This is a genomic window from Xanthomonas campestris pv. phormiicola, from assembly GCA_025666215.1.
Taxonomy (GTDB): domain Bacteria; phylum Pseudomonadota; class Gammaproteobacteria; order Xanthomonadales; family Xanthomonadaceae; genus Xanthomonas_A; species Xanthomonas_A campestris_A.
The window spans coordinates 3,083,568-3,102,494 of sequence record CP102593.1 but is presented as its reverse complement, the minus strand read 5'-3'; the positions used below and the strand labels follow the sequence as shown (position 1 = coordinate 3,102,494).

Below are 18,927 nucleotides of genomic sequence, written 5' to 3'. Positions count from 1 at the left end.
ATCGGCGCCACCCGCGCTGGCGTTGGCGCACGGCCTGGGCCGTGGTCCCTGGCCTGGGGCGATCGCCATGCGTGTTGCTGTCGGTGTACTAGTGCTTCTCGCTAGCGCCGGGACGACCGGCCGCGACGACAGCGGTGCCAGGACACTGCAGCCAAGGCTGTGCCGCAAGGGTCATCGATCGCCGCTGCCGACCGGCGCTTTACCAGGCCAGTGTCGGGTCCGGATCCGGGCAGCGCGGGAGCGGGCGGCAGATGAAGGCCAGGATGTAGACGCTGTCGTCATGAGGTGCCGCGTCGCGTACCGCCGGCGGCGCCGGCGCAGGCGCGACTTCGGCCACGCTGAGATCGCGCGCATAGGCATCCATGCGCAGACGCCGCAGCATCGCCTGCGCGGCCACCGGCGCGCTTGCCATTGGCGTCGCCGCCGGCCGGCCGATCACGATGCGCGGGCGCGGAGTGGGTGTCGGTATCGGTGCGGCGATATTGCGCAGCGGCATGCGTAGCGCTGCGCTCGCGATTGGCGCAGGGGCGACCGCCAGACTGCGGTCCGGCATGGCCAGCACAGGCCGTCGGCGCATGCCGATCGGCCCTTCCGGCACGCGCGGCGGTAGCCGCAATCCTCGTCGAGCGATCAGCGTCGGGGTCAACCGCAGTTGCCGCAGCAAGCCCGGATCGAAACCCAACGTCGGGCCAGCGACGCTTGGTAGCGCTGCCGTCGGCTTGCGCTGCACCTGGATGTCGCGGGCGAACACCACGGCCACCGGATACGCGGGGCAGGGTCCGTGCGCGGGCGACTGCCCGTCGCTGAGTTGCAGCGAGGCATCGGCGAAGCGCCAGAATCGCGCCGCGAAGGCGTCGGCGCTGAACCAGGGCCGGATCAGCGCGGCCGAGCTGAATTCGAAGCTCAGCGAGGCGATGCCGGAATCGCCGCCGGTTCCCAGCCGTGCGCGCAACTCGGCCGGCGCCTCGGCCAGCGCGGCGTCGATCTCCGCGCCGCTGAGTTCGAAACGCCGCCAGGAACCCTCGTCCAGCGCATTGCTAGGCGCGTAGCTGGTCGGATACACCTGCAGTTGGTCGCTGGCGCGGGTCAGCGTATCCATGTCCGGATTGCAGCGTCCCTTCCATTCGCTCAGCGTCTGCCACGGCGATTTGGCGCTCAGCCCGCTGACCTGTGCCTGCGCTTGCTCGACCGCGTCGCGGTAGCCCAGCGCCGCCCAGTCGGCCAGTGCGTCGTCGAGCCCACGCTGCAGCGCCGGCTGCCGCAGGTCGTGCCAGGCTTGCACCTGCTCGGCGCTGCCGGCACTGGCGGTGGCCTGCTGTGCCAGATAGTCCTGTTGCAGCAGCAGGTAGCGGTCGCGATAGCTGCGGTAGGCGAGCGCGGCATCGGTCGGCAGGCGCCGGCCTTCCTCGTCCTGCCGGTACAGCACCGCGCATGCGGCCTGATAGTCGGCCTCCTCCTGCGCGGTGCGGGTGGACTGGGCGAATTGGGCCTCGCGCAGCACCTGCGCGTAGACCTCCCACAGCAAGGTTTGGCCATCGCCGCTCCAGGCGGGGCCGTCGGGAATGCGGTTGGCCAGCAGCGAAAATTCGATCAGATGCTCCATCGTGCCGTCGCCGAGCAGATCCAGGGCGGCGGGTGCGAACGCCAGCGGCGTGACCGGGAAGCTGAGTTCGGTGTCGTCGCTGCCGAACACGTGTTCGGCTTTGGCCATCAAGGCCAATTGGGCGGCTGCGTCCATTGCAGGCGATTCCTTGAAAAAGGGGAAACATCGGGCGCGCGGGACGGCAGGCGGCGCGCGGCCGCCTGCCGTGGTGCTGCGGCGCCGCTCAGATCCAGTCGGTGATGCTGGGCAGCGGATCCGGCGACTTCGGGAACACATGGCACTTGAAGCCGATGATCTGGGTGCCGTCGACCGTCATCGTCTGTTTCTCGCTATCGTAGTGCGCCTCGCTGGAGCGCTCGCCGCTGGCCGAGCTGCGCCCGTGCGAACCGGCCAGGTGAAACGGGCCGAACGTAAGCGCGCCGCCGCCGCTGGCGGAGGAACGCTGCCAGGACTCGGCCATGTCGCGGAAGCCGGAGGATTTGCCGAGGCGCAGGGTCAGGTTGCGGACCAGGATCAGCGAGGTCGGGTAGGCCGGCAGCAGGCCCTTGGCCGGGGTCGCGCCGTCGGAGGCGAACTGGCCCTTGGCCTCGGGGTTGTTCTGGTCCATGCGCCAGCTCTTGCTCATCAGGAACGCGGTCTTGAACCAGGGCCGCACGATCGGCATCTGCGCGATGCTGAACTCCATGCTGAAGCTATCCGAATCGAACTGCACGTGCGACTGGCTTTCGCCGCTGGCGTTGCTGACCCGTCCGCCACCGCCGAAGATGCCCAGGAAGCCGCCGCCGGCGCTGGTGCTGGAGCGGCGCATCGCATAGCTGGAGTTGCTGGAGCTGTTGTAGTCGGAAGAGCTGAAGCCGAAGTCGGTCCAGCCGGCGTTGTCCATGAAGTTGCCGGGCACCACCGAGCTGTAGAAGAAGTCGCTGCCGGAGTTCAGGCCGGTCAGTCGCGCCTTTTCCAGGTCGTCGCGGTACTGCTGCTTGAGCAGCGCCATGTCGCGCTGCATGACCTGATCGATGAACGCGGCGATCTGCTCGTAGTCGTTCTTGTAGCCGTTGGAGACCCAGTCGGACATCGCCGCCTTGACCTTGTTGCGCAGGATGTTGGCATTGATCGCCCAGTTCTGCACCGCGCGCTGGTCGGCGGCGGCCAGGCCGTCGATGCGCTGGCTGTTGTAGTCCAGCGCCGCGCTCATGTAGTCGACCATCTTCTCGTTGTAGGCCTTGACCAGCGGACTGGGCTCGGTCACCTGGGTCTCGCTGTCGTCGATCAGGTTCTTCTTGGTGGTGGTGGTCTGCAGCAGGCCGCGAAACTTCTCGATCTTCTTCTTGATGTCGTCCGGCAGCTCGTTGTGCATGACCTGGCTCATGCGCAGGATGTACTCGTAGCGCTCGGACAGCGTGCCTTCGTTGTTCATCACGCTCAGCGCCGAGAACTGGTTGTTGACCGTGGCGGCCAGGTCCGGCACGAAATCGACCAGGCGCGAGAAGTCCTCGGCCTGTTTCAGCAGTTGCGCCGCGTCGCTGCCCTTCAGCGCTTCCAGTTGCGACGGGGTCAGTTCCGGAGTGGTGGTGGTGCCGTCGGGCTGGGTGGTACGCATCTCGTCCAGCGCGGCCTTGCGCACCACGCCGGTGAGGCCCTGCTTCATGAAGCGTACGTCTTCGGGCTGCAGCGGGATGCCGGGCGTGGCCCAGCTGAAGAAATTGTCTTCCGACTTGGGGACGGTGTCGTCGCCGTTGGTGAGGACGTTGTAGACCTTGCCCATGACCGAGTTGAGCATGACATCGGGAGTGACGAGTGGCATGAAAGTGCTCCTTGCGAAAAGTGAGTGGGCGGCGTTCCCGCCGCCATTGGGTTCACGGAAGATCTGCGATGACCGCGCCGTAGTAGTTGTCGACGAACGACTTTTGCGGCACTGCCAGGTCGAAGCTGCTCTCGCCCCACGACCAGATCGATAGCAATACGTCGTCCTTCTGGAACATCAGTGTGCCGTCGTCGTTCTGCGGGCCGTCCATCACCGCCACGCTGATGTTGTTGAGCCCGACGATGTAGTGGTTGGGGAACAGGTTTAGCAGGAACCGCTCGTCGATCAACGCCGCACTACGGCGCGCGTCGTGCAGCAGATTGGTGTTGATCAGCAGCGCCACATCGCGGCCTTCGCGGAACTCGATGCCGGTGGCGTGCGGGATGCCGGCCGGCGAGGTCCAGTTGCCTTCGTCGCTGACCTGCGCATAGATGCCGGTGGCGCGCAGCCAGCTGGCCAGTTCTTCGGGCCTGGTCAGTGCGGCGAAATTCTGCGCCGGATCGCCGACCCAACTGCTTTGCCAGAACGGCTGGTCGGTGTTGCGGATCGCGCTGAGCAGCATCCAGTCGGCGCCGAAGGTGCGGGTGCTCAGGCTGCTGTAGTCCTGCGCCAGCAGCGTGTCCTTGGGCGTGATGGATAGATCGCCCAGGTCGGCGCTGCCGTTGTCGTACAGGGTGGTGGCGAAGCTGGCGAACCCCAGCGGGTCGCGGCTGGCCCACATCAGCAGCAGCGCCGCCGGCCCGCACAGGTTCAAGTCGCCCTGGCGGATCAGACGCGGGTTGTTGACCAGGTCGAGCAGGCGGTCGGCCACTTCGGTGCGGTCCAGTCCATTCCATGAACCGGTACCGTCGCCGTCGCGGAACGTGGCGATGGCGTCGCGCGCCTCGCCGATGTCGGAGACGGTGAGGGTGTCTTTGGCGCGGGTGTCGGTGAGCAGGGCGTCGAGCTGGTCGAGATCGTCGAACGCCGGGGTATCGGAGCTGTCGCTCATATGGCTTCCTTTTCGTGGTTGATTCCTGAGCAGCCGGCGTAATGCGGGCTACTCCATCAACAACGCCGCTTGCGGAAAAAACCGGACAGCGCACGCGGCACTTTCGCGCGCGCGATGGCGCATGCGGGCGGTGGCCGATGTGGCCGCTATGTCTGGGCGATGACGTAATGCGCGCGGGCGAACTGGTCGGAGGGACTTCTGTCCCAACGCGGTGCTGCACCGCGATGAGGCGGCTTCGTCCGCCGCGGCTGATGGCCCGATGACACTCGGAGCCGCTGCTACGGATGCTTGCGCGCAGTGGTCTGTTGAATTTATGGGAGAGACTTCAATCCCGACGCTTTCGCGGCATGACGAGGTGGCCCGCTTCGTTCGTCGCGACTGAAGGGCACCTCTAATAACCCCAAAAAACTCGACTAAAACGCTCGCAAGTCATTGATGCGCATAGTGCGAAATTTTTAGAATCGAGGTTATTAGAGGTGCCCTGAAGTCGCTGCTACAGGATGCTGCGTGCTTCCAAGGGATGGTCTAGCCGCTGTCAGGCCAATCCCGGATCCGCAATCTCGGCAGTTCGGACCTCCAACCAAGCCAGCCCGCCTTTGGTCTCCAGCCACTGTTTGCGATCGCCAGCGCGGTTCTTGGCCAGTAGCATGTCCATCAGCGTGCAGGATTGGTCAGCGTGGCGCGCGCGGATGTGCACAAAGGCGTGGTCCGCATGCATGGCGCGACGGGCCCTATCATGTTCCGCCCTGCCTGCCCGGAGACGTCGTTTTGAAGTTCAGAAGCCTGTTGCCATTGGTGTTGCTGCTGGCGCTGGCCGCGTGCCTGAGCGTACCGAGCGTGCGTCATGCGGCCGATCCCGACGCGCTGTGGCGCATCCTCAACGCACACTGCCTGGCCGCCGACGCGCCGCGCGCGGCCGACTGCGTCGCGGTATGGCCGCAGCCGCAGCGGCGTTCGGTGGTGCTCAAGGACAGTCACGGCGATTTCCAGTTCCTGCTGCTGCCGATCGAGCGCATCGTCGGCATCGAGGACCCGCGCGCGCTGCAGGCGGACGCGCCCAACTACTTCGCCGCGGCGTGGGATGCGCGCATCTTCGTGGAGCGGGCACTCGGCCGCCCGCTGCCGCGGCAGTATCTGTCGCTGGCGCTCAATTCCCCGCATGGCCGCTCGCAGGAGCAGCTGCACATCCATGTCGATTGCCTGCATCCGCAGGTGCGCCGCGAGCTGGACGATATGCAGGCGCAGGTCGGCGCGGCGTGGCGGCCGTTGCCGCAGCCGCTGCTGGGCCATCGCTATCTGGCCCGGCGCTTGCCCGGGGAGGCGCTGACGGCCAATCCGCTGCGGCTGCTCGCCGAGGAACTGCCGGCCGGCGAGGCGATGCGCGACTACTCGCTGGTGCTGGTCGGGGACGCCGGTCCGGCGCCCGGCTTCGTGTTGCTGGCGACGCGGGTCGATGCCGCCAGCGGCAATCGCGCCAGCGGCGAGGAGCTGCAGGACCATGCCTGCGGCCTGGTGACCGGCGCGCAGCAGGTACTGCCGGGCGTGCGCTGAGCGCCTTGCCGCGCCGGCAGGGCGTGCGCGGGGGCGGGTTTGCCGCGACGCCGGCGAGCGCCTAGAATCGAGCACCGCTTATCTCAGTGGCCGGCCGCGCCTGTCGGCGCCGTCGGATCTCCAGCTGCCGCCAGAGAATGTCCTTCCATGTCAGAGGCCTTCTCCTCGTGCGCAGCATTCCTTCCCGCAGTCCGCAGGCGTCCGCCGGCGATGCCGGTTCGCCGGGCCTGGCCGGGCACCTGAGCCAATACCGCGTCCTGCGTCCGGGACTGGGGTTCCATTTCGGCAGCGAAGTGGAGCGCGAGGACTACGTGGCGCGTGGCGTCGACGAGGACTGCCTGCGGATCGTGCTGGTCCTGGAGGGCGCGGTCGACGTCGCCTACGACGGGCATCGCGTGCGGCTGGCCGCGCCGCGCCGGGCTGCGCCGCCGGGTGCGCCGATGCCGGACCTGGCGATCGTGGGGATGCCGCGGCCGGCCGAGTTCCGGCGGGTGGTCCGGCGCGGCGACTATGCGCGCCGGATCAGCATCGGACTCGGCCGCGAATGGCTCGAACAGTGCCTGATGGGCGGCGGACACCTCGACGCATCCGCCGCCGACGCCTTCATCGGTGGCTACCCCGGTGGCAGCTGCCGGCGCGCGTCGGCGGCGATGCGCGCACTGGCCGAGCGCATGCTCAATCCGCCGCCACTGCCGGCGCCGCTGCTGGCGATGTATCTGGAGGCGCGTGCGCTGAACCTGGTGGTGGAGGCTTGCGCGCAGCAGGGGCTGGCGCAAGCCGCTCCGGCGCCCGCCGCGCTGCGGCCGTTGCGCCCGGCGGTCTACCGGCGCATGTGCGAAGTGCGCGATTTCCTGCGCGACAACCCTTCGCTGCCATTGCGGATCGACGAGCTCGCGCGTCGGGTGGGCGCTAGCGCTGCCACGTTGCAGCGCCAGTTCCGCAGCGCGCACGGCATCAGTGTCGGTGCGTTCGTGCAGCAACGCCGGCTGGAGCTGGCGCGGCTGGCGCTGGAGCGCGACGGCGTCAGCGTGGCGCGTGCCGCGCTGCTGGCTGGCTATGCGAGCCCGGCCAACTTCGCCACCGCGTTCCGGCGCCGCTACGGCGTGGCGCCCGGTCGGCTGCGCGGGCGGGTGTAGGCACGGCGATGAGTGAAGGAGATGCGCCGATGACAAAGGTCCCGGCGCGCCGCGCAAAGATCGGCTGGCGCATGGCATGTGAAAATTTCCGGCGTTGCGAGTCATTCGCATATTCCCGGCGAGCCACGCGTGCATGGCGGCCGCTGCGGTCGTTCCGCGGCGGCGGGCATGCGCGCCAGTCAGCATCCCGCTCATCGGCGGCGGGCGCCGCTTCGGGCGGCGCTGCGGCGCCCGACAAGGTCCCATTGCCCATGCGCAATCGTCATTCCCGTTCCTCCGCCCCGTTCCCGCGCCGCACCGCCGTGCATGTTGCGGTACTGGCGCTGCTCGCCTGCAGCGGCCAGGCCTGCGCCGACGACGACGCGGCGACAACGCTCGCGCGCGTCCAGGTCAACGCCTACAGGCCCGCACAGACCGCCGGTTCGGCGACCAAGACCGACACGCCGCTGGCCGAGACCGCGCAGTCGGTGTCGGTGATCGCCGCCGAGGAACTGGACGCGCGCGGTGTGCAGAATCTCAACGAGGCCACGCGCTACAACGCCGGCGTGCTGCCGGAAAGTTCGGGCATGGACAACCGTGTCGACGATCTGTACATCCGCGGCTTCGACGCGGGCAGCTGGGGCAACAACGTGATGCTGGATGGCCTGCGCGCGCCGTCCAACGGCAGCGACAGTTGGAACCGCGTGTCCTTCAATACCTGGAACCTGGAGCGGGTGGAGGTGCTGAAGGGGCCTTCCAGCGTGCTCTACGGCCAGTTGGCGCCCGGCGGCATGGTCAACCAGATCAGCAAGACGCCGACCCCGGACCAGGAACAGGTGCTGCGCCTGCAGGTCGACGCCAACGGGCGCGCGCAGAGCGCGTTCGACATCGGCGGCGCCAGCGCCGGACAGGGCCTGCCGTGGCGCCTGGTCGGCCTGTACGCCGACGGTCCCACCCAGCTCGAGCATACCGATCACCGGCAATGGTTCCTGGCGCCCAGCGCCACCTTGCGCTTCAACGACGACGCCACCCGCCTGACCCTGCTCGGCATCTACCAGCGCGACGACGGCGGCAGCACCTTCCAGTTCCTGCCGTACCAGGGCTCGGCGATCCGCGCCGCTTCCGGCTACATCGGCAATACGACCTTCCTCGGCGAGCCGGACTGGAACCTCTACGACCGCACGGTATGGGCGGCCGGCTGGCTGTTCGAGCATCGCTTCAACGCGCACTGGAAGCTCAGCCAGAGCGCCCGCTACACCCATGCCGACTCGCTGTACCGCGCCACCGTGGTCTACGGCGTGCGCGGCGCGTCGGTGAGCAATCCCAACGTCCTCAGCAATGGCCACCTCCTGCCGCGGCGCGCGGTGCAGGGCGTGGGCGATTCCGACGGCAAGGCCATCGACACCCGGCTGGAAGGGCGCTTTTCCACCGGGGCGCTGGAGCACACGCTGCTGCTCGGGTTCGACTGGCAGCAGAGCGAGTGGAGCTTCCTGCGCAAGATGGCCAACGTGAACCCGAACGCCATCGCCATCGACATCTACGATCCGGTCTACACCCATTACGACTTCGCCTCGGTGTTGACCATTACCCAGGCCAACACCCGGGAAGTGGATCGCCAGGGCGGCGTCTACCTGCAGGACCAGATCGCGCTGGGCCGCTGGCGCTTCAGCGCCGGCGGCCGCTACGACCGGGCCACCGTCGATGCGCACAACCTGCTGACCGGCGTGCACAGCAAGGCCGACGATGGGGCGTTCTCCGGGCGCGCCGGCGCCCTGTACCTGGTCGACAACGGCCTGTCGCCGTACGTGAGCTACGCCGAGTCGTTCCAGCCCGCCACGGGCACCAGGCGCGATGGCGCCAGCTTCGATCCGATCACCGGCAAGCAATGGGAGGTCGGAGTGAAGTACGCGCCGCGATCAATCGACGGCATGATCACCCTGTCCGCCTACGATCTGCGCCAGCAGAACATGCTGACCGCCGATCCGCTCAACACCGGGGCGGAAAGCTACCAAGTGCAGACCGGCGAGGTGCGCGTGCGTGGCGCGGAGCTGGAAGGCCGCATCACCCCGCTGCCGGGTTTCAGCGTGATCGGCGCGCTGACCCGGCTGGCGTCGGAGGTCACCCGCAACAACGATGGCTACGTCGGCAATCGCATGATCCGCGTGCCGCCCTGGATGGCCTCGCTGTGGCTGGACTACACCTTCCAGGCCGGAGCGCTGCAGGGGCTGAGCGTCGCCGCCGGTGCGCGCTACGTCGACGACACCTACGGCGACCTGGCCAATACCCTGTACGTGCCGTCCTACACCCTGTTCGATGCGGCCATCCGCTACGACCTGGGCCGCTTCGGCGGCACTGGCGTGCGCCTGGCGCTCAACGGCAGCAACCTGGCCGACAAGCGCTACGTGGCGACCTGCTCGGCCTTGACCGCGTGCTACTACGGCACCGGCCGCACCGTCACCGCCACCGCGAGGTTCAGCTGGTGAGACGGTGGCCAGGCATGGTGGTACTGCTGCTCCTGTGCGCGGTGGCCGGCTGTTCGGAAGGGCCGGCTCCGGCCCCGGCCGCCGCCGCGTGGCGCGAGTTCCGCAATGCCGACGGCAGCCTCACCGCGATCCCGCGCCAGCCACGGCGCATCCTGTCCACCTCGGTGGCGATCACCGGCACCTTGCTGGCGATCGATGCGCCGGTGGTCGCGAGCGCCTCGGCGTCCAATGGCGAATTCTTCGCGCAGTGGCAGGCGCTCGCCCGGGAGCGCCACGTGCGCAACGCCTGGCCCGCCGGCAGCGTGTCGCTGGAGGCGGCCATGGCGGCGCGGCCGGACCTGATCGTGGTCTCCACCGGCGGCGCCGATTCGGCGCTGGAACAACTGGCGGCCCTGCGCGCCATTGCGCCGACCATCGTGCTCGACTATGGCGACCAGCCCTGGGAGCAGCTCGCCCTCGCGCTGGGCCGGGCGACCGGGCTGGAGGCGCAGGCGACGCGGCGGATCGATGCCTTCCAGCGCAAGCTGGTGGCCGCACGCGCGCGCATCGCGGTGCCGGCCGGGAAGGCGAACCTGATCAGCTACAACGGCGCCGGCGCCGCCAATCCGGTCGCGACCGGCCGCAGCGCCCAGGCGCGCCTGCTGGCGCAACTGGGCTTCGCCATCGAGGAGCCGGACCCGCGCTGGCAGGTCGGTCGCGATCCCCGCAGCGACTTCGTCTGGGCACCTTACGAACAGCTGAGCGGACTGCAGGCGCAGACCACGTTCCTGCTGCGCGGCGGCGATGCGCGGGTGGCCGCGTTCCTGGACGATCCGATGCTGGCCAACCTGCCGTCGGTGCGCCGGCGCCAGGTCTACGCGCTCGGCGAGGATGCGTTCCGGATCGACTACTACAGCGCCTGCGCCATCGTCGACCGCCTGGTACGGCAGGTCGGGCGATGAGCGCGCGCGACGCGGCGGCGCGGCGGCGCTGGGGCCTGCTGGCCGGCCTGGTTTTGCTGGCGGCGCTGATGCTGGCGAGCGTGTGCATCGGCTCGCGTGCGCTGGCGCCGGCACTCACCTGGCAGGCGCTGGTCGCCTTCGATCCCGCCGACAGCCGGCATCTGCTGGTGCGCGGCCTGCGCCTGCCGCGCACCGTGCTGGCGGTGCTGGTCGGGGCCGCGCTCGGCGCGGCCGGCACGCTGATGCAGGCACTGAGCCGCAACCCGCTGGCCGAGCCTGGCGTGCTTGGGGTCAATGCCGGTGCCGCCACCGCGATCGTGCTTGCGACGGCGCTGCTCGGCAACCCGGGGACCGGCGCGACGCTGCTGGCGGCGCTGGCCGGCGCGGCGCTGGCCGGCGCCGCGGTGCACCTGCTGGGCGCCAGCGGCCGCGGCCTGGATCCGATGCGGCTGGTGCTGGCCGGTGCCGCGCTTTCGAGCGTGCTGCTGGCACTGGCGCAGCTTGTGCTGCTCAACAGCGATGACGCCGTGTTCGATCACTACCGGCACTGGGTGGTGGGCTCGCTGCAGGGCCGCGGAGCCGCGGTGGTGTGGCCGACCGCGCTGCTGGTCGCAACCGGGGTGGCGATGGCGGCGGCGTCGGTGCGTGCACTCGATGCGCTGGCCCTGGGCCGGGACCTGGGACGTGCGCTGGGGGCCGATCCGGCCCGGGTGTGGGGCCTGGCGGTGCTGGCGGTGGTGGTGCTGGCCGCCGCCGCCACCGCCGCCGCCGGTCCGATCGGCTTCGTCGGCCTGGCGGCACCGCATCTGGCCCGCGCCGCCGCCGGGGCCGGGCATCGCTGGGCGCTGCCGTACGCGATGCTGTTCGCGGCGATCCTGCTGCTCGGCGCCGACTGCCTGGGGCGGCTGCTGGCGTGGCCGGCGGAGGTCGATGTCGGGATCATGGCGGCGTTGATCGGCGGTCCGTTCTTCGTGGCGCTGGCGCTGCGGCGCCGGTTGCTGCCGGCATGAGCGGCCTGCCGATGCGCTGGGACAGGGGGCCGGGAACGGTGTGGCAGGTCGGCCGCTGCGGCCTGCGGCGGCAACCGCGCGCGCTGCTGGCCGGCGCGCTGGCGCTGGGACTGGCGCTGGCGACGGCGGCGCTGGCCCTGCAGCGCGGCAGCATCGCGCTGCCGCCGTCGGCGGTGCTGGCCGCGCTGCTCGGGCAGGGCGACGCCGGCGCCGCCCAGGTGGTGCTGCAGATCCGCCTGCCGCGGGTGCTCGTGGCGCTGTTCGCCGGCGCGGCGCTGGGCATGTCCGGTGCGTTGTTGCAGTCGGTGGCGCGCAATCCGCTGGGCTCGCCGGACGTGGTCGGGTTCACCACCGGCGCGGCGACCGGCGCGATCGCGCAGATCGTGCTGTTCGACCGGGGCGGCATTGCGGTGGCGCTGGCGGCGCTGGCCGCCGGCCTGGCTGCCGCGTTGCTGGTGTCGTGGCTGGCCTGGCGCGGCGGTGGCGGCGGGCAACGGCTGGTACTGGTCGGCATCGGCGTGGGCGCGGTGCTCGGTGCGCTGAACGACCTGATGCTGGTCAAGGGCCGGCTCGACACGGCGATCCAGGCCAACCAGTGGCTTGCCGGCAGCCTGGCCGCGCGCAACTGGGGACATGCGGCGCCGCTGCTGCTGGGGGTATGCGGCCTGGCGCCGCCGGCATTGGCGTTGGCGCCGCGGCTGGCGGTACTGGAGCTGGGCGACGCGCTCGCCGCCCAGCTCGGGTTGCCGGTGGAACGCACCCGGGTGCTGGCGGTCTGCACCGCGGTGATGTTGGCGGCGCTGGCGACCGCGGCGGCCGGGCCGATCGGCTTCGTCGCCCTGGCGGCGCCGCAGCTGGCGGCACGCCTGGCGCGCGGCAGCGGCCCTTGCGTGTTCGGCGCGGCGGCGATGGGAGCGTTGCTGCTGTCCTTCGCCGACCTGCTGGCGCAGGCGCTGCCGATCCGAGCCAGCCTGCCGGTCGGGCGCATGGCGGCGCTGCTCGGCGGCATGTATCTGGTCTGGCTGCTGATGCGGGGGCGGGGCGCATGAGCGGACCGGCCGCGCCCCTGCCGCCCCCGGAGCTGCGTGCGGAGGCGCTGCGCCTGGCCTATCCCGGGCACACCGTGAGCGAGCGGCTGGAGCTGGCGATCGCGCCTGGAAAGATCACCGCGATCATCGGACCCAATGCCTGCGGCAAGTCGACCCTGCTGCGCGCGTTGGCGCGCCTGCTGGTGCCTGCCGCGGGAAGGGTGCTGCTCGATGGCCGCGATATCCATCAGCGCCCCTCGCGGGAGGTCGCGCGGCGCCTGGGGCTGCTGCCGCAGGCGGCGCTGGTGCCCGCGGCGATCGGCGTGGCCGAGCTGGTCGCGCGCGGGCGCTTCCCGCACCGGCGGCTGCTGCGGCAGTGGTCGCGCGAGGACGAGCGGGCGGTACGCCAGGCGATGGCCGACACCGGCGTGGCCGCGCTGGCCGAACGCCGGGTCGACGAGCTGTCCGGCGGACAACGGCAACGGGTGTGGCTGGCGATGGCGTTGGCGCAGGACACCAGGCTGCTGTTGCTCGACGAGCCGACCACTTACCTGGACGTGGCCCACCAGCTGGAAGTGCTGGACCTGTGCCGCATGCTCAACCGCCGCGACGGACGCACCCTGGTGATGGTGCTGCACGACCTGCAGCAGGCCGCGCGCTATGCCGACCACATCGTGGCGATGAAGGCCGGCGCGATCGTGGCCGCCGGCACGCCGGCGCAGGTCCTGACACCGGCACTGGTGGAGCGGGTGTTCGGCATCCGCGCGCTGGTGATCGCCGATCCGGTGACCGCCACGCCGCTGGTGGTGCCGGTGGCGGTCGCCGACGGCACGCACGACAACGCTTGATCGAGGAGCAAGCACCGATGGAAACAGACGCCAAGCACGCGCGCCAGCTGCATATCGGCCTGGCGCTGGCCGGCACCTGGCTCGGCGGCGAGGGCTGGCGGCGCGGCGACAGCCGCGTCGAGGACCTGCACGACGCGGCGCTGTACCTGGACCTGGCCCGCCGCGCCGAGGACGCCAAGCTCGACTTCGTGTTCCGGCCCGATGCGCTGTTCCTGCGGGCGCAGGCGCTGGCCGGCGGCCCCGGCTTCAGCAGCCTGGATCCGATGCTGCTGCTGGCGGCGCTGGCGCGCGACACGCGCCGGATCGGCCTGGTCAGCACCGCCTCCACCACCTTCGGCGCGCCCTATTCGGTCGCGCGCCAGCTGCAGACGCTGCACTGGCTCAGCGGCGGCCGTGCCGGCTGGAACATCGTGACCTCCTTCGACGGCGCCGCCAATTTCGGCGACGCGCCGATGCCCGATTCCGAACAGCGCTACGCACGCGCGCAGGAATTCACCGACGTGGTGCGAGCGCTGTGGCGCAGCTATCCGCACGCGGCGCTGCTGGCCGATCGCGCCGGCGGTCGCTATGCCGACCCGCACCAGGTGTTGCCGATCGCGCACCGCGGCGCGCAGTTCCAGGTCGCCGGTCCGTTGAACGTGCCGATGCATGGGGCCGGGGAGCCGCCGCTGTTCCAGGCCGGCGCGTCGGGACCGGGCCGCGACTTCGCCGCGCGCACGGCCGATGCGGTGTTCGCCGCCACGCCGGACCTGCACGCGGGAATCGCGTTGCGGGGCGACCTGCGCGCCCGTGCGCAGGCCCATGGGCGCGCACCGGATGCGGTGCGGGTCCTGCCGGGGCTGAGCCTGTTCCTGGCCGGCAGTCGCACTCAGGCGCAGGCGCTGTATCGCGACACGCACGCCGGCAGGGGGCGGCGCAGTCGCCTGGAGTACCTGCGGAGCGTGTTGGGCGTCGACCTGGGTGGGCTGGCGCCGGACCAGCCGGTCGGGCCGGAACTGTTGCCGCCGATCGACGCGCAGGTCGGCAGCCGTACCCATGCCGAGCTGCTGCATGCGCTGATCGCGCGCGAACGTCCGCGCCTGGATGCGTTGCTGGAGCGACCGGAGGTACTGGGCTCGGCGCACTGGGTGGTGATCGGCACCCCGGACGACGCGGTGCGCGAGATCGTCGCGCGGATCCGGGCCGGTGCGGCCGACGGCTTCATCGCGCTACCGGGCGGCGCCCTGCAGTCCCTGTCGTTGCTGCTCGAGGAGGTGGTGCCGCGGCTGGCGGAACAGGGCCTGTTCCGCCGCGACTACCGCGGCGATACCCTGCGCGCGCACCTGGGCATGGAAGCGGACGGCACGGCGGACCCGGCCGGCGTGCGCGGCGGCTGAGCGGCTCCCGCCGCCGCCATCGCGCGCGCTTCTCGCTCAGACCTCCAGCGACGCCAGGTCGCCCTTGGTCTCCAGCCACTGCTTGCGGTCGCCGGCGCGCTTCTTGGCCAGCAGCATGTCCATCAGCGAGCGGGTCTCGTCGCCTTCGTCCACGGTCAGCTGCACCAGCCGCCGCGTGTCCGGGTGGATGGTCGATTCGCGCAGCTGCTGCGGGTTCATTTCGCCCAGGCCCTTGAAGCGGGTCACGCTGAGCTGGCCCTTGAGCTTGTCGCGCGCGATCTTCTCCAGCAGCGAGCGCTTCTCTTCCTCGTCCAGCGCATAGAACACCTGCTTGCCCACGTCCACGCGGAACAGCGGCGGCATCGCCACGAACACATGGCCGGCCTTGACCAGCGTCGGGAAGTGGCGCAGGAACAGCGCGGTGAGCAGGGTGGCGATGTGCAGGCCGTCGGAGTCGGCGTCGGCCAGGATCACCACCTTGCCGTAGCGCAGCCCGCTGATGTCGTCCTTGCCCGGATCGCAGCCGATCGCGATCGCCAGGTTGTGCACTTCCTCGGAGGCCAGCACGCTGCCGGAGGCCACTTCCCAGGTGTTGAGGATCTTGCCGCGCAGCGGCAGGATCGCCTGGAAGTCCTTGTCGCGCGCCTGCTTGGCGCTGCCGCCGGCCGAGTCGCCCTCCACCAGGAACAGCTCGGTGCGCGACAGGTCCTGGCTGATGCAGTCGGCCAGCTTGCCGGGCAGGGCCGGGCCGGAGGTGACCTTCTTGCGGGTGATCTGCTTTTCGGTCTTCAGCCGTGCGCTGGCGCGGTCGATCGCGATCTGCGCGATGCGCGTGCCGGTTTCCACGTTCTGGTTCAGCCACAGGCTGAGTGCATCGTGCGCGGCGCCTTCGATGAAGCCGGCGGCCTGGCGCGAGGACAGGCGTTCCTTGGTCTGGCCGCTGAACTGCGGGTCGGTCATCTTCAGCGACAGCACGAAGGTGACCCGGTCCCACACGTCTTCCGGCGCCAGCTTGACCCCGCGCGGCAGCAGGTTGCGGAAGTCGCAGAACTCGCGCAGCGCGTCGGTGAAACCGCTGCGCAGGCCGTTGACGTGGGTGCCGTGCTGCGCGGTCGGGATCAGGTTGACGTAGCTTTCCTGCACCAGCTCGCCGTCGGCGACCCAGGCCACCGCCCAGTCGACGATCTCGCGGTCCTTCTTCAGGTTGCCGACGAACAGGTCGGCCGGCAGCAGCTCGCGCTCGGCCAGCTCGCCCTTGAGGTAGTCGCGCAGGCCGTCCTCGAAATACCAGGTGTCCTGCTCGCCGGTGGCCTCGTCGTGCAGCTTCACGGTCAGGCCGGGGCACAGCACCGCCTTGGCGCGCAGCAGGTGGCGCAGCGCGCGCACCGCGAACTTGGGCGTGTCGAAGTACTTCGGATCGGCCCAGAAGCGCAGCCGGGTGCCGGTGTTCTTCTTGCCGACGCTGCCGACGATCTCCAGCTTGGACGCAGGGAAGCCGTCGCCGAATTCCATCCGGTATTCGTTGCCGTCGCGCTTGATGAACAGCTCCACCTTCTTCGACAGCGCGTTGACCACGCTGACGCCCACGCCGTGCAGGCCGCCGCTGAAGGTGTAGTTGCGGTCGTTGAACTTGCCGCCGGCGTGCAGCCGGGTCAGGATCAGTTCGACGCCGGAGATCTTCTCTTCCGGGTGGATGTCCACCGGCATGCCGCGGCCGTCGTCGGAGACCTCGCAGCTGCCGTCCTTGAACAGGGTCACCTCGATGTGCCGGGCGTGGCCGGCCAGCGCCTCGTCCACGGCGTTGTCGATGACTTCCTGCGCCAGGTGGTTGGGGCGTGCGGTGTCGGTGTACATGCCCGGCCGGCGCTTGACCGGGTCCAGGCCAGAGAGAACTTCGATGTCGGCGGCGTTGTAGCGGGTATTCATGCGTCTCAACAGGTGGCGCGAAGCAGATCCGGAAGTGTGCGGTGTGCGGCGGCTTTTTGCACGTCGCCGGTGTTCAGGGCCAGTGCCGTGGTGGCGCGCTAGGGTGGGCCTGGAAAATTCGCGACGGCATCCCCATTGTCGTTGCAGCCTCACACAGGAGTACGCCATGAACGTTCGCAAGCTGTTGACCCTGGCCGCGCTGGTCGCCGCCGCGGTGGCCATCCCGGTCGCGATGGCCCAGGCGCAGAGCGCCGATCCGGCCGCCTCCGGCGCCGCCGCCTACGAGGCGCAGGTCGCGAAGGAGAAGGCCGAGGCCGATGCCAAGGCCAAGCGCCGCGCCGCTGCGGCCGCCGAGCACAAGGCCGGCAAGGACGCGGCTGCGCCGAAGAAAGAGGAAGAAGAGGAAGCGCGCAAGCCCTGAGCGCGCGCCCTGTTGCGACCTGCGACGCCCCGGCTGGTGCCGGGGCGTCTTCTTTTTGTGCGGTCGATCGGTCCGAAAGCGCTTGGGCAAATCGGCTTCACCCGTTAAACTATGGCTTTCCGGGAGGCCTTCGAGCCATGACCCCCCTGATCTTCGTTACCGGCGGCGTAGTGTCCTCGCTTGGCAAGGGCATCGCGGCCGCTTCGCTTGCGTCCATTCTCGAAGCACGTGGCCTGTCGGTCACGATGATGAAGCTGGACCCCTACATCAACGTCGACCCGGGCACGATGAGCCCGTTCCAGCACGGCGAGGTGTACGTCACCGACGACGGCGCCGAGACCGACCTGGACCTGGGCCACTACGAGCGCTTCGTGCGCACCCGCCTGTCGCGCAAGAATTCGGTCACCACCGGCCGCATCTACGAGAACGTGATCCGCAAGGAGCGCCGCGGCGACTATCTGGGCGCCACCGTGCAGGTGATCCCGCACATCACCGACGAAATCCGCCGTTGCGTGGACGAGGCCACCGCCGGGTTCGACGTGGCGCTGGTGGAAATCGGCGGCACCGTCGGCGACATCGAGTCGCTGCCGTTCCTGGAGGCGATCCGCCAGGTGCGCACCGAACGCGGCGCCGAGCGCGCGCTGTTCATGCATCTGACCCTGGTGCCGTACATCGCCGCCGCCGGCGAGCTGAAGACCAAGCCGACCCAGCATTCGGTCAAGGAACTGCGCTCGATCGGCATCCAGCCGGACGTGCTGCTGTGCCGCTCCGAGCAGGCGATTCCGGATTCGGAGCGGCGCAAGATCGCGCTGTTCACCAACGTCTCCGAGCGCGCCGTGATCAGCGCCGCCGACATCGACGTGCTCTATGGCATGCCGCTGGAATTGCACCGGCAGGGCCTGGACGAGATCGTCATCGACCAGTTCAAGCTGCGCGACAAGGTCGGCCCGGCCGACCTGTCCGAATGGGAAGCGGTGGTGGACGCCACCAAGCACCCGCTCGACGAGGTCACCATCGCCGTGGTCGGCAAGTACGTGGACCACCAGGACGCCTACAAGTCGGTCGGCGAGGCGCTCAAGCACGGCGGCCTGCGCCAGCGCACCAAGGTCATCTTGAAGTGGATCGAGGCGCAGGAGCTGGAAGGCAGCGACCTGTCGGCGCTGGCCGATGTCGACGGCATCCTGGTGCCCGGCGGCTTCGGCGACCGCGGCTTCGAAGGCAAGGTGCTGACCTCGCGCTATGCGCGCGAGCACCGCGTGCCGTACTTCGGCATCTGCTACGGCATGCAGGCGGCGGTGGTGGACTACGCGCGCCATGTCGCCGGCCTGGACGGCGCCAACAGCACCGAGAACGACCGCCAGTCGCCGTATCCGGTGATCGGCCTGATCACCGAGTGGCGCACCGCCAGCGGCGATGTGGAGAAGCGCGACGAGAAGTCCGATCTCGGCGGCACCATGCGCCTGGGCCTGCAGGAACAACGGCTCAAGCCCGGCACGCTGTCGCGCGAGATGTACGGCAAGGACGTGGTGTCCGAGCGCCATCGCCATCGCTACGAGTTCAACAACCGCTACCGCACCCAGCTCGAAGACGCCGGCCTGGTGATTTCCGCCAAGTCGATGGACGACACCCTGGTGGAGATGGTCGAACTGCCGCGCGACACCCACCCCTGGTTCCTGGCCTGCCAGGCGCACCCGGAGTTCCTGTCCACGCCGCGCGACGGCCACCCGCTGTTCATCGGCTTCGTGCGCGCCGCGCGCGAGAAGAAGGCCGGCGGCAAGCTGTTGAAGGAAGCGCGCGCATAAGTTCCTTCTCCCATCGGGAGAAGGTGGCGCG

At 69.8% G+C, this 18,927-nt stretch carries 14 protein-coding genes; 10 read left to right on the top strand and 4 right to left on the bottom strand.

The window, feature by feature from the left end:
• Positions 1-199 precede the first annotated feature (199 nt).
• The 3 genes from NRY95_12840 to NRY95_12830 all read right to left on the bottom strand — a co-directional run bounded on the left by NRY95_12840 (position 200) and on the right by NRY95_12830 (position 4,395).
• Entirely contained in the window at positions 200-1,738 is a 1,539-nt protein-coding gene (locus tag NRY95_12840) for a hypothetical protein (protein UYC14630.1), read from the bottom strand.
• An 88-nt stretch (positions 1,739-1,826) separates the two neighbouring features.
• The gene (locus tag NRY95_12835) at positions 1,827-3,404 is read right to left on the bottom strand and encodes a hypothetical protein (GenBank protein UYC14629.1); all 1,578 of its coding nucleotides are present in this window, start codon (positions 3,402-3,404) and stop codon (positions 1,827-1,829) included.
• 52 nt (positions 3,405-3,456) lie between these two features.
• Positions 3,457-4,395 carry a hypothetical protein gene (locus NRY95_12830; protein ID UYC14628.1) on the bottom strand — a complete coding sequence of 313 codons (939 nt, stop codon included), beginning with the start codon at positions 4,393-4,395 and terminating at the stop codon, positions 3,457-3,459.
• A 768-nt stretch (positions 4,396-5,163) separates the two neighbouring features.
• Here NRY95_12830 and NRY95_12825 point away from each other — a divergent pair.
• The 8 genes from NRY95_12825 (at position 5,164) to NRY95_12790 (ending at position 14,747) form a co-directional block, all read left to right on the top strand.
• The gene (locus NRY95_12825; GenBank protein ID UYC14627.1) at positions 5,164-5,946 is read left to right on the top strand and encodes a CDP-diacylglycerol diphosphatase; all 783 of its coding nucleotides are present in this window, start codon (positions 5,164-5,166) and stop codon (positions 5,944-5,946) included.
• A gap of 167 nt (positions 5,947-6,113) precedes the next feature.
• Positions 6,114-7,082, top strand: a complete 969-nt coding sequence (locus tag NRY95_12820; protein UYC14626.1) for an AraC family transcriptional regulator — start codon at positions 6,114-6,116, stop codon at positions 7,080-7,082.
• A gap of 251 nt (positions 7,083-7,333) precedes the next feature.
• On the top strand, positions 7,334-9,544 hold the full coding sequence (locus NRY95_12815; protein UYC14625.1) for a TonB-dependent siderophore receptor: 2,211 nt from the start codon (positions 7,334-7,336) through the stop codon (positions 9,542-9,544).
• A 14-nt stretch (positions 9,545-9,558) separates the two neighbouring features.
• Positions 9,559-10,485, top strand: a complete 927-nt coding sequence (fepB, locus tag NRY95_12810; protein UYC14624.1) for a Fe2+-enterobactin ABC transporter substrate-binding protein — start codon at positions 9,559-9,561, stop codon at positions 10,483-10,485.
• A complete protein-coding gene (locus NRY95_12805) occupies positions 10,482-11,495 on the top strand; it encodes an iron ABC transporter permease (GenBank protein ID UYC14623.1) in 1,014 nt (337 codons plus the stop codon). Before fepB ends, NRY95_12805 begins: the two co-directional genes overlap by 4 nt.
• Positions 11,492-12,544: an iron chelate uptake ABC transporter family permease subunit gene (locus NRY95_12800; protein UYC14622.1), complete on the top strand. Its 1,053-nt coding sequence runs from the start codon at positions 11,492-11,494 to the stop codon at positions 12,542-12,544. The genes NRY95_12805 and NRY95_12800 overlap by 4 nt, the downstream gene beginning before the upstream one ends.
• Positions 12,541-13,371 carry an ABC transporter ATP-binding protein gene (locus NRY95_12795; GenBank protein UYC14621.1) on the top strand — a complete coding sequence of 277 codons (831 nt, stop codon included), beginning with the start codon at positions 12,541-12,543 and terminating at the stop codon, positions 13,369-13,371. The genes NRY95_12800 and NRY95_12795 overlap by 4 nt, the downstream gene beginning before the upstream one ends.
• Before the next feature lie 17 nt (positions 13,372-13,388).
• Complete coding sequence (locus tag NRY95_12790) at positions 13,389-14,747, top strand: NtaA/DmoA family FMN-dependent monooxygenase (protein ID UYC14620.1); 1,359 nt, start codon at positions 13,389-13,391, stop codon at positions 14,745-14,747.
• 36 nt (positions 14,748-14,783) lie between these two features.
• On the opposite strand, the gene parE is transcribed toward NRY95_12790, so the two are convergent.
• Positions 14,784-16,673, bottom strand: coding sequence for a DNA topoisomerase IV subunit B (parE, locus tag NRY95_12785; protein ID UYC14619.1), 1,890 nt, complete (start codon positions 16,671-16,673; stop codon positions 14,784-14,786).
• A 166-nt stretch (positions 16,674-16,839) separates the two neighbouring features.
• Between parE and NRY95_12780 the strand changes: the two genes are divergently transcribed.
• Both NRY95_12780 and NRY95_12775 read left to right on the top strand, forming a co-directional pair.
• Positions 16,840-17,094, top strand: coding sequence for a hypothetical protein (locus tag NRY95_12780; GenBank protein UYC14618.1), 255 nt, complete (start codon positions 16,840-16,842; stop codon positions 17,092-17,094).
• 137 nt (positions 17,095-17,231) lie between these two features.
• Entirely contained in the window at positions 17,232-18,896 is a 1,665-nt protein-coding gene (locus NRY95_12775; GenBank protein UYC14617.1) for a CTP synthase, read from the top strand.
• The last annotated feature ends 31 nt before the right edge of the window (positions 18,897-18,927 follow it).

Coding starts and splice junctions, on each gene's coding strand:
- NRY95_12840 (UYC14630.1), bottom strand. CDS start 1,738: ATGGACGCAGCCGCCCAATTGGCCTTGATGGCCAAAGCCGAACACGTG.
- NRY95_12835 (UYC14629.1), bottom strand. CDS start 3,404: ATGCCACTCGTCACTCCCGATGTCATGCTCAACTCGGTCATGGGCAAG.
- NRY95_12830 (UYC14628.1), bottom strand. CDS start 4,395: ATGAGCGACAGCTCCGATACCCCGGCGTTCGACGATCTCGACCAGCTC.
- NRY95_12815 (UYC14625.1), top strand. CDS start 7,334: ATGCGCAATCGTCATTCCCGTTCCTCCGCCCCGTTCCCGCGCCGCACC.
- fepB (UYC14624.1), top strand. CDS start 9,559: ATGGTGGTACTGCTGCTCCTGTGCGCGGTGGCCGGCTGTTCGGAAGGG.
- NRY95_12805 (UYC14623.1), top strand. CDS start 10,482: ATGAGCGCGCGCGACGCGGCGGCGCGGCGGCGCTGGGGCCTGCTGGCC.
- NRY95_12800 (UYC14622.1), top strand. CDS start 11,492: ATGAGCGGCCTGCCGATGCGCTGGGACAGGGGGCCGGGAACGGTGTGG.
- NRY95_12795 (UYC14621.1), top strand. CDS start 12,541: ATGAGCGGACCGGCCGCGCCCCTGCCGCCCCCGGAGCTGCGTGCGGAG.
- NRY95_12790 (UYC14620.1), top strand. CDS start 13,389: ATGGAAACAGACGCCAAGCACGCGCGCCAGCTGCATATCGGCCTGGCG.
- parE (UYC14619.1), bottom strand. CDS start 16,673: ATGAATACCCGCTACAACGCCGCCGACATCGAAGTTCTCTCTGGCCTG.
- NRY95_12780 (UYC14618.1), top strand. CDS start 16,840: ATGAACGTTCGCAAGCTGTTGACCCTGGCCGCGCTGGTCGCCGCCGCG.
- NRY95_12775 (UYC14617.1), top strand. CDS start 17,232: ATGACCCCCCTGATCTTCGTTACCGGCGGCGTAGTGTCCTCGCTTGGC.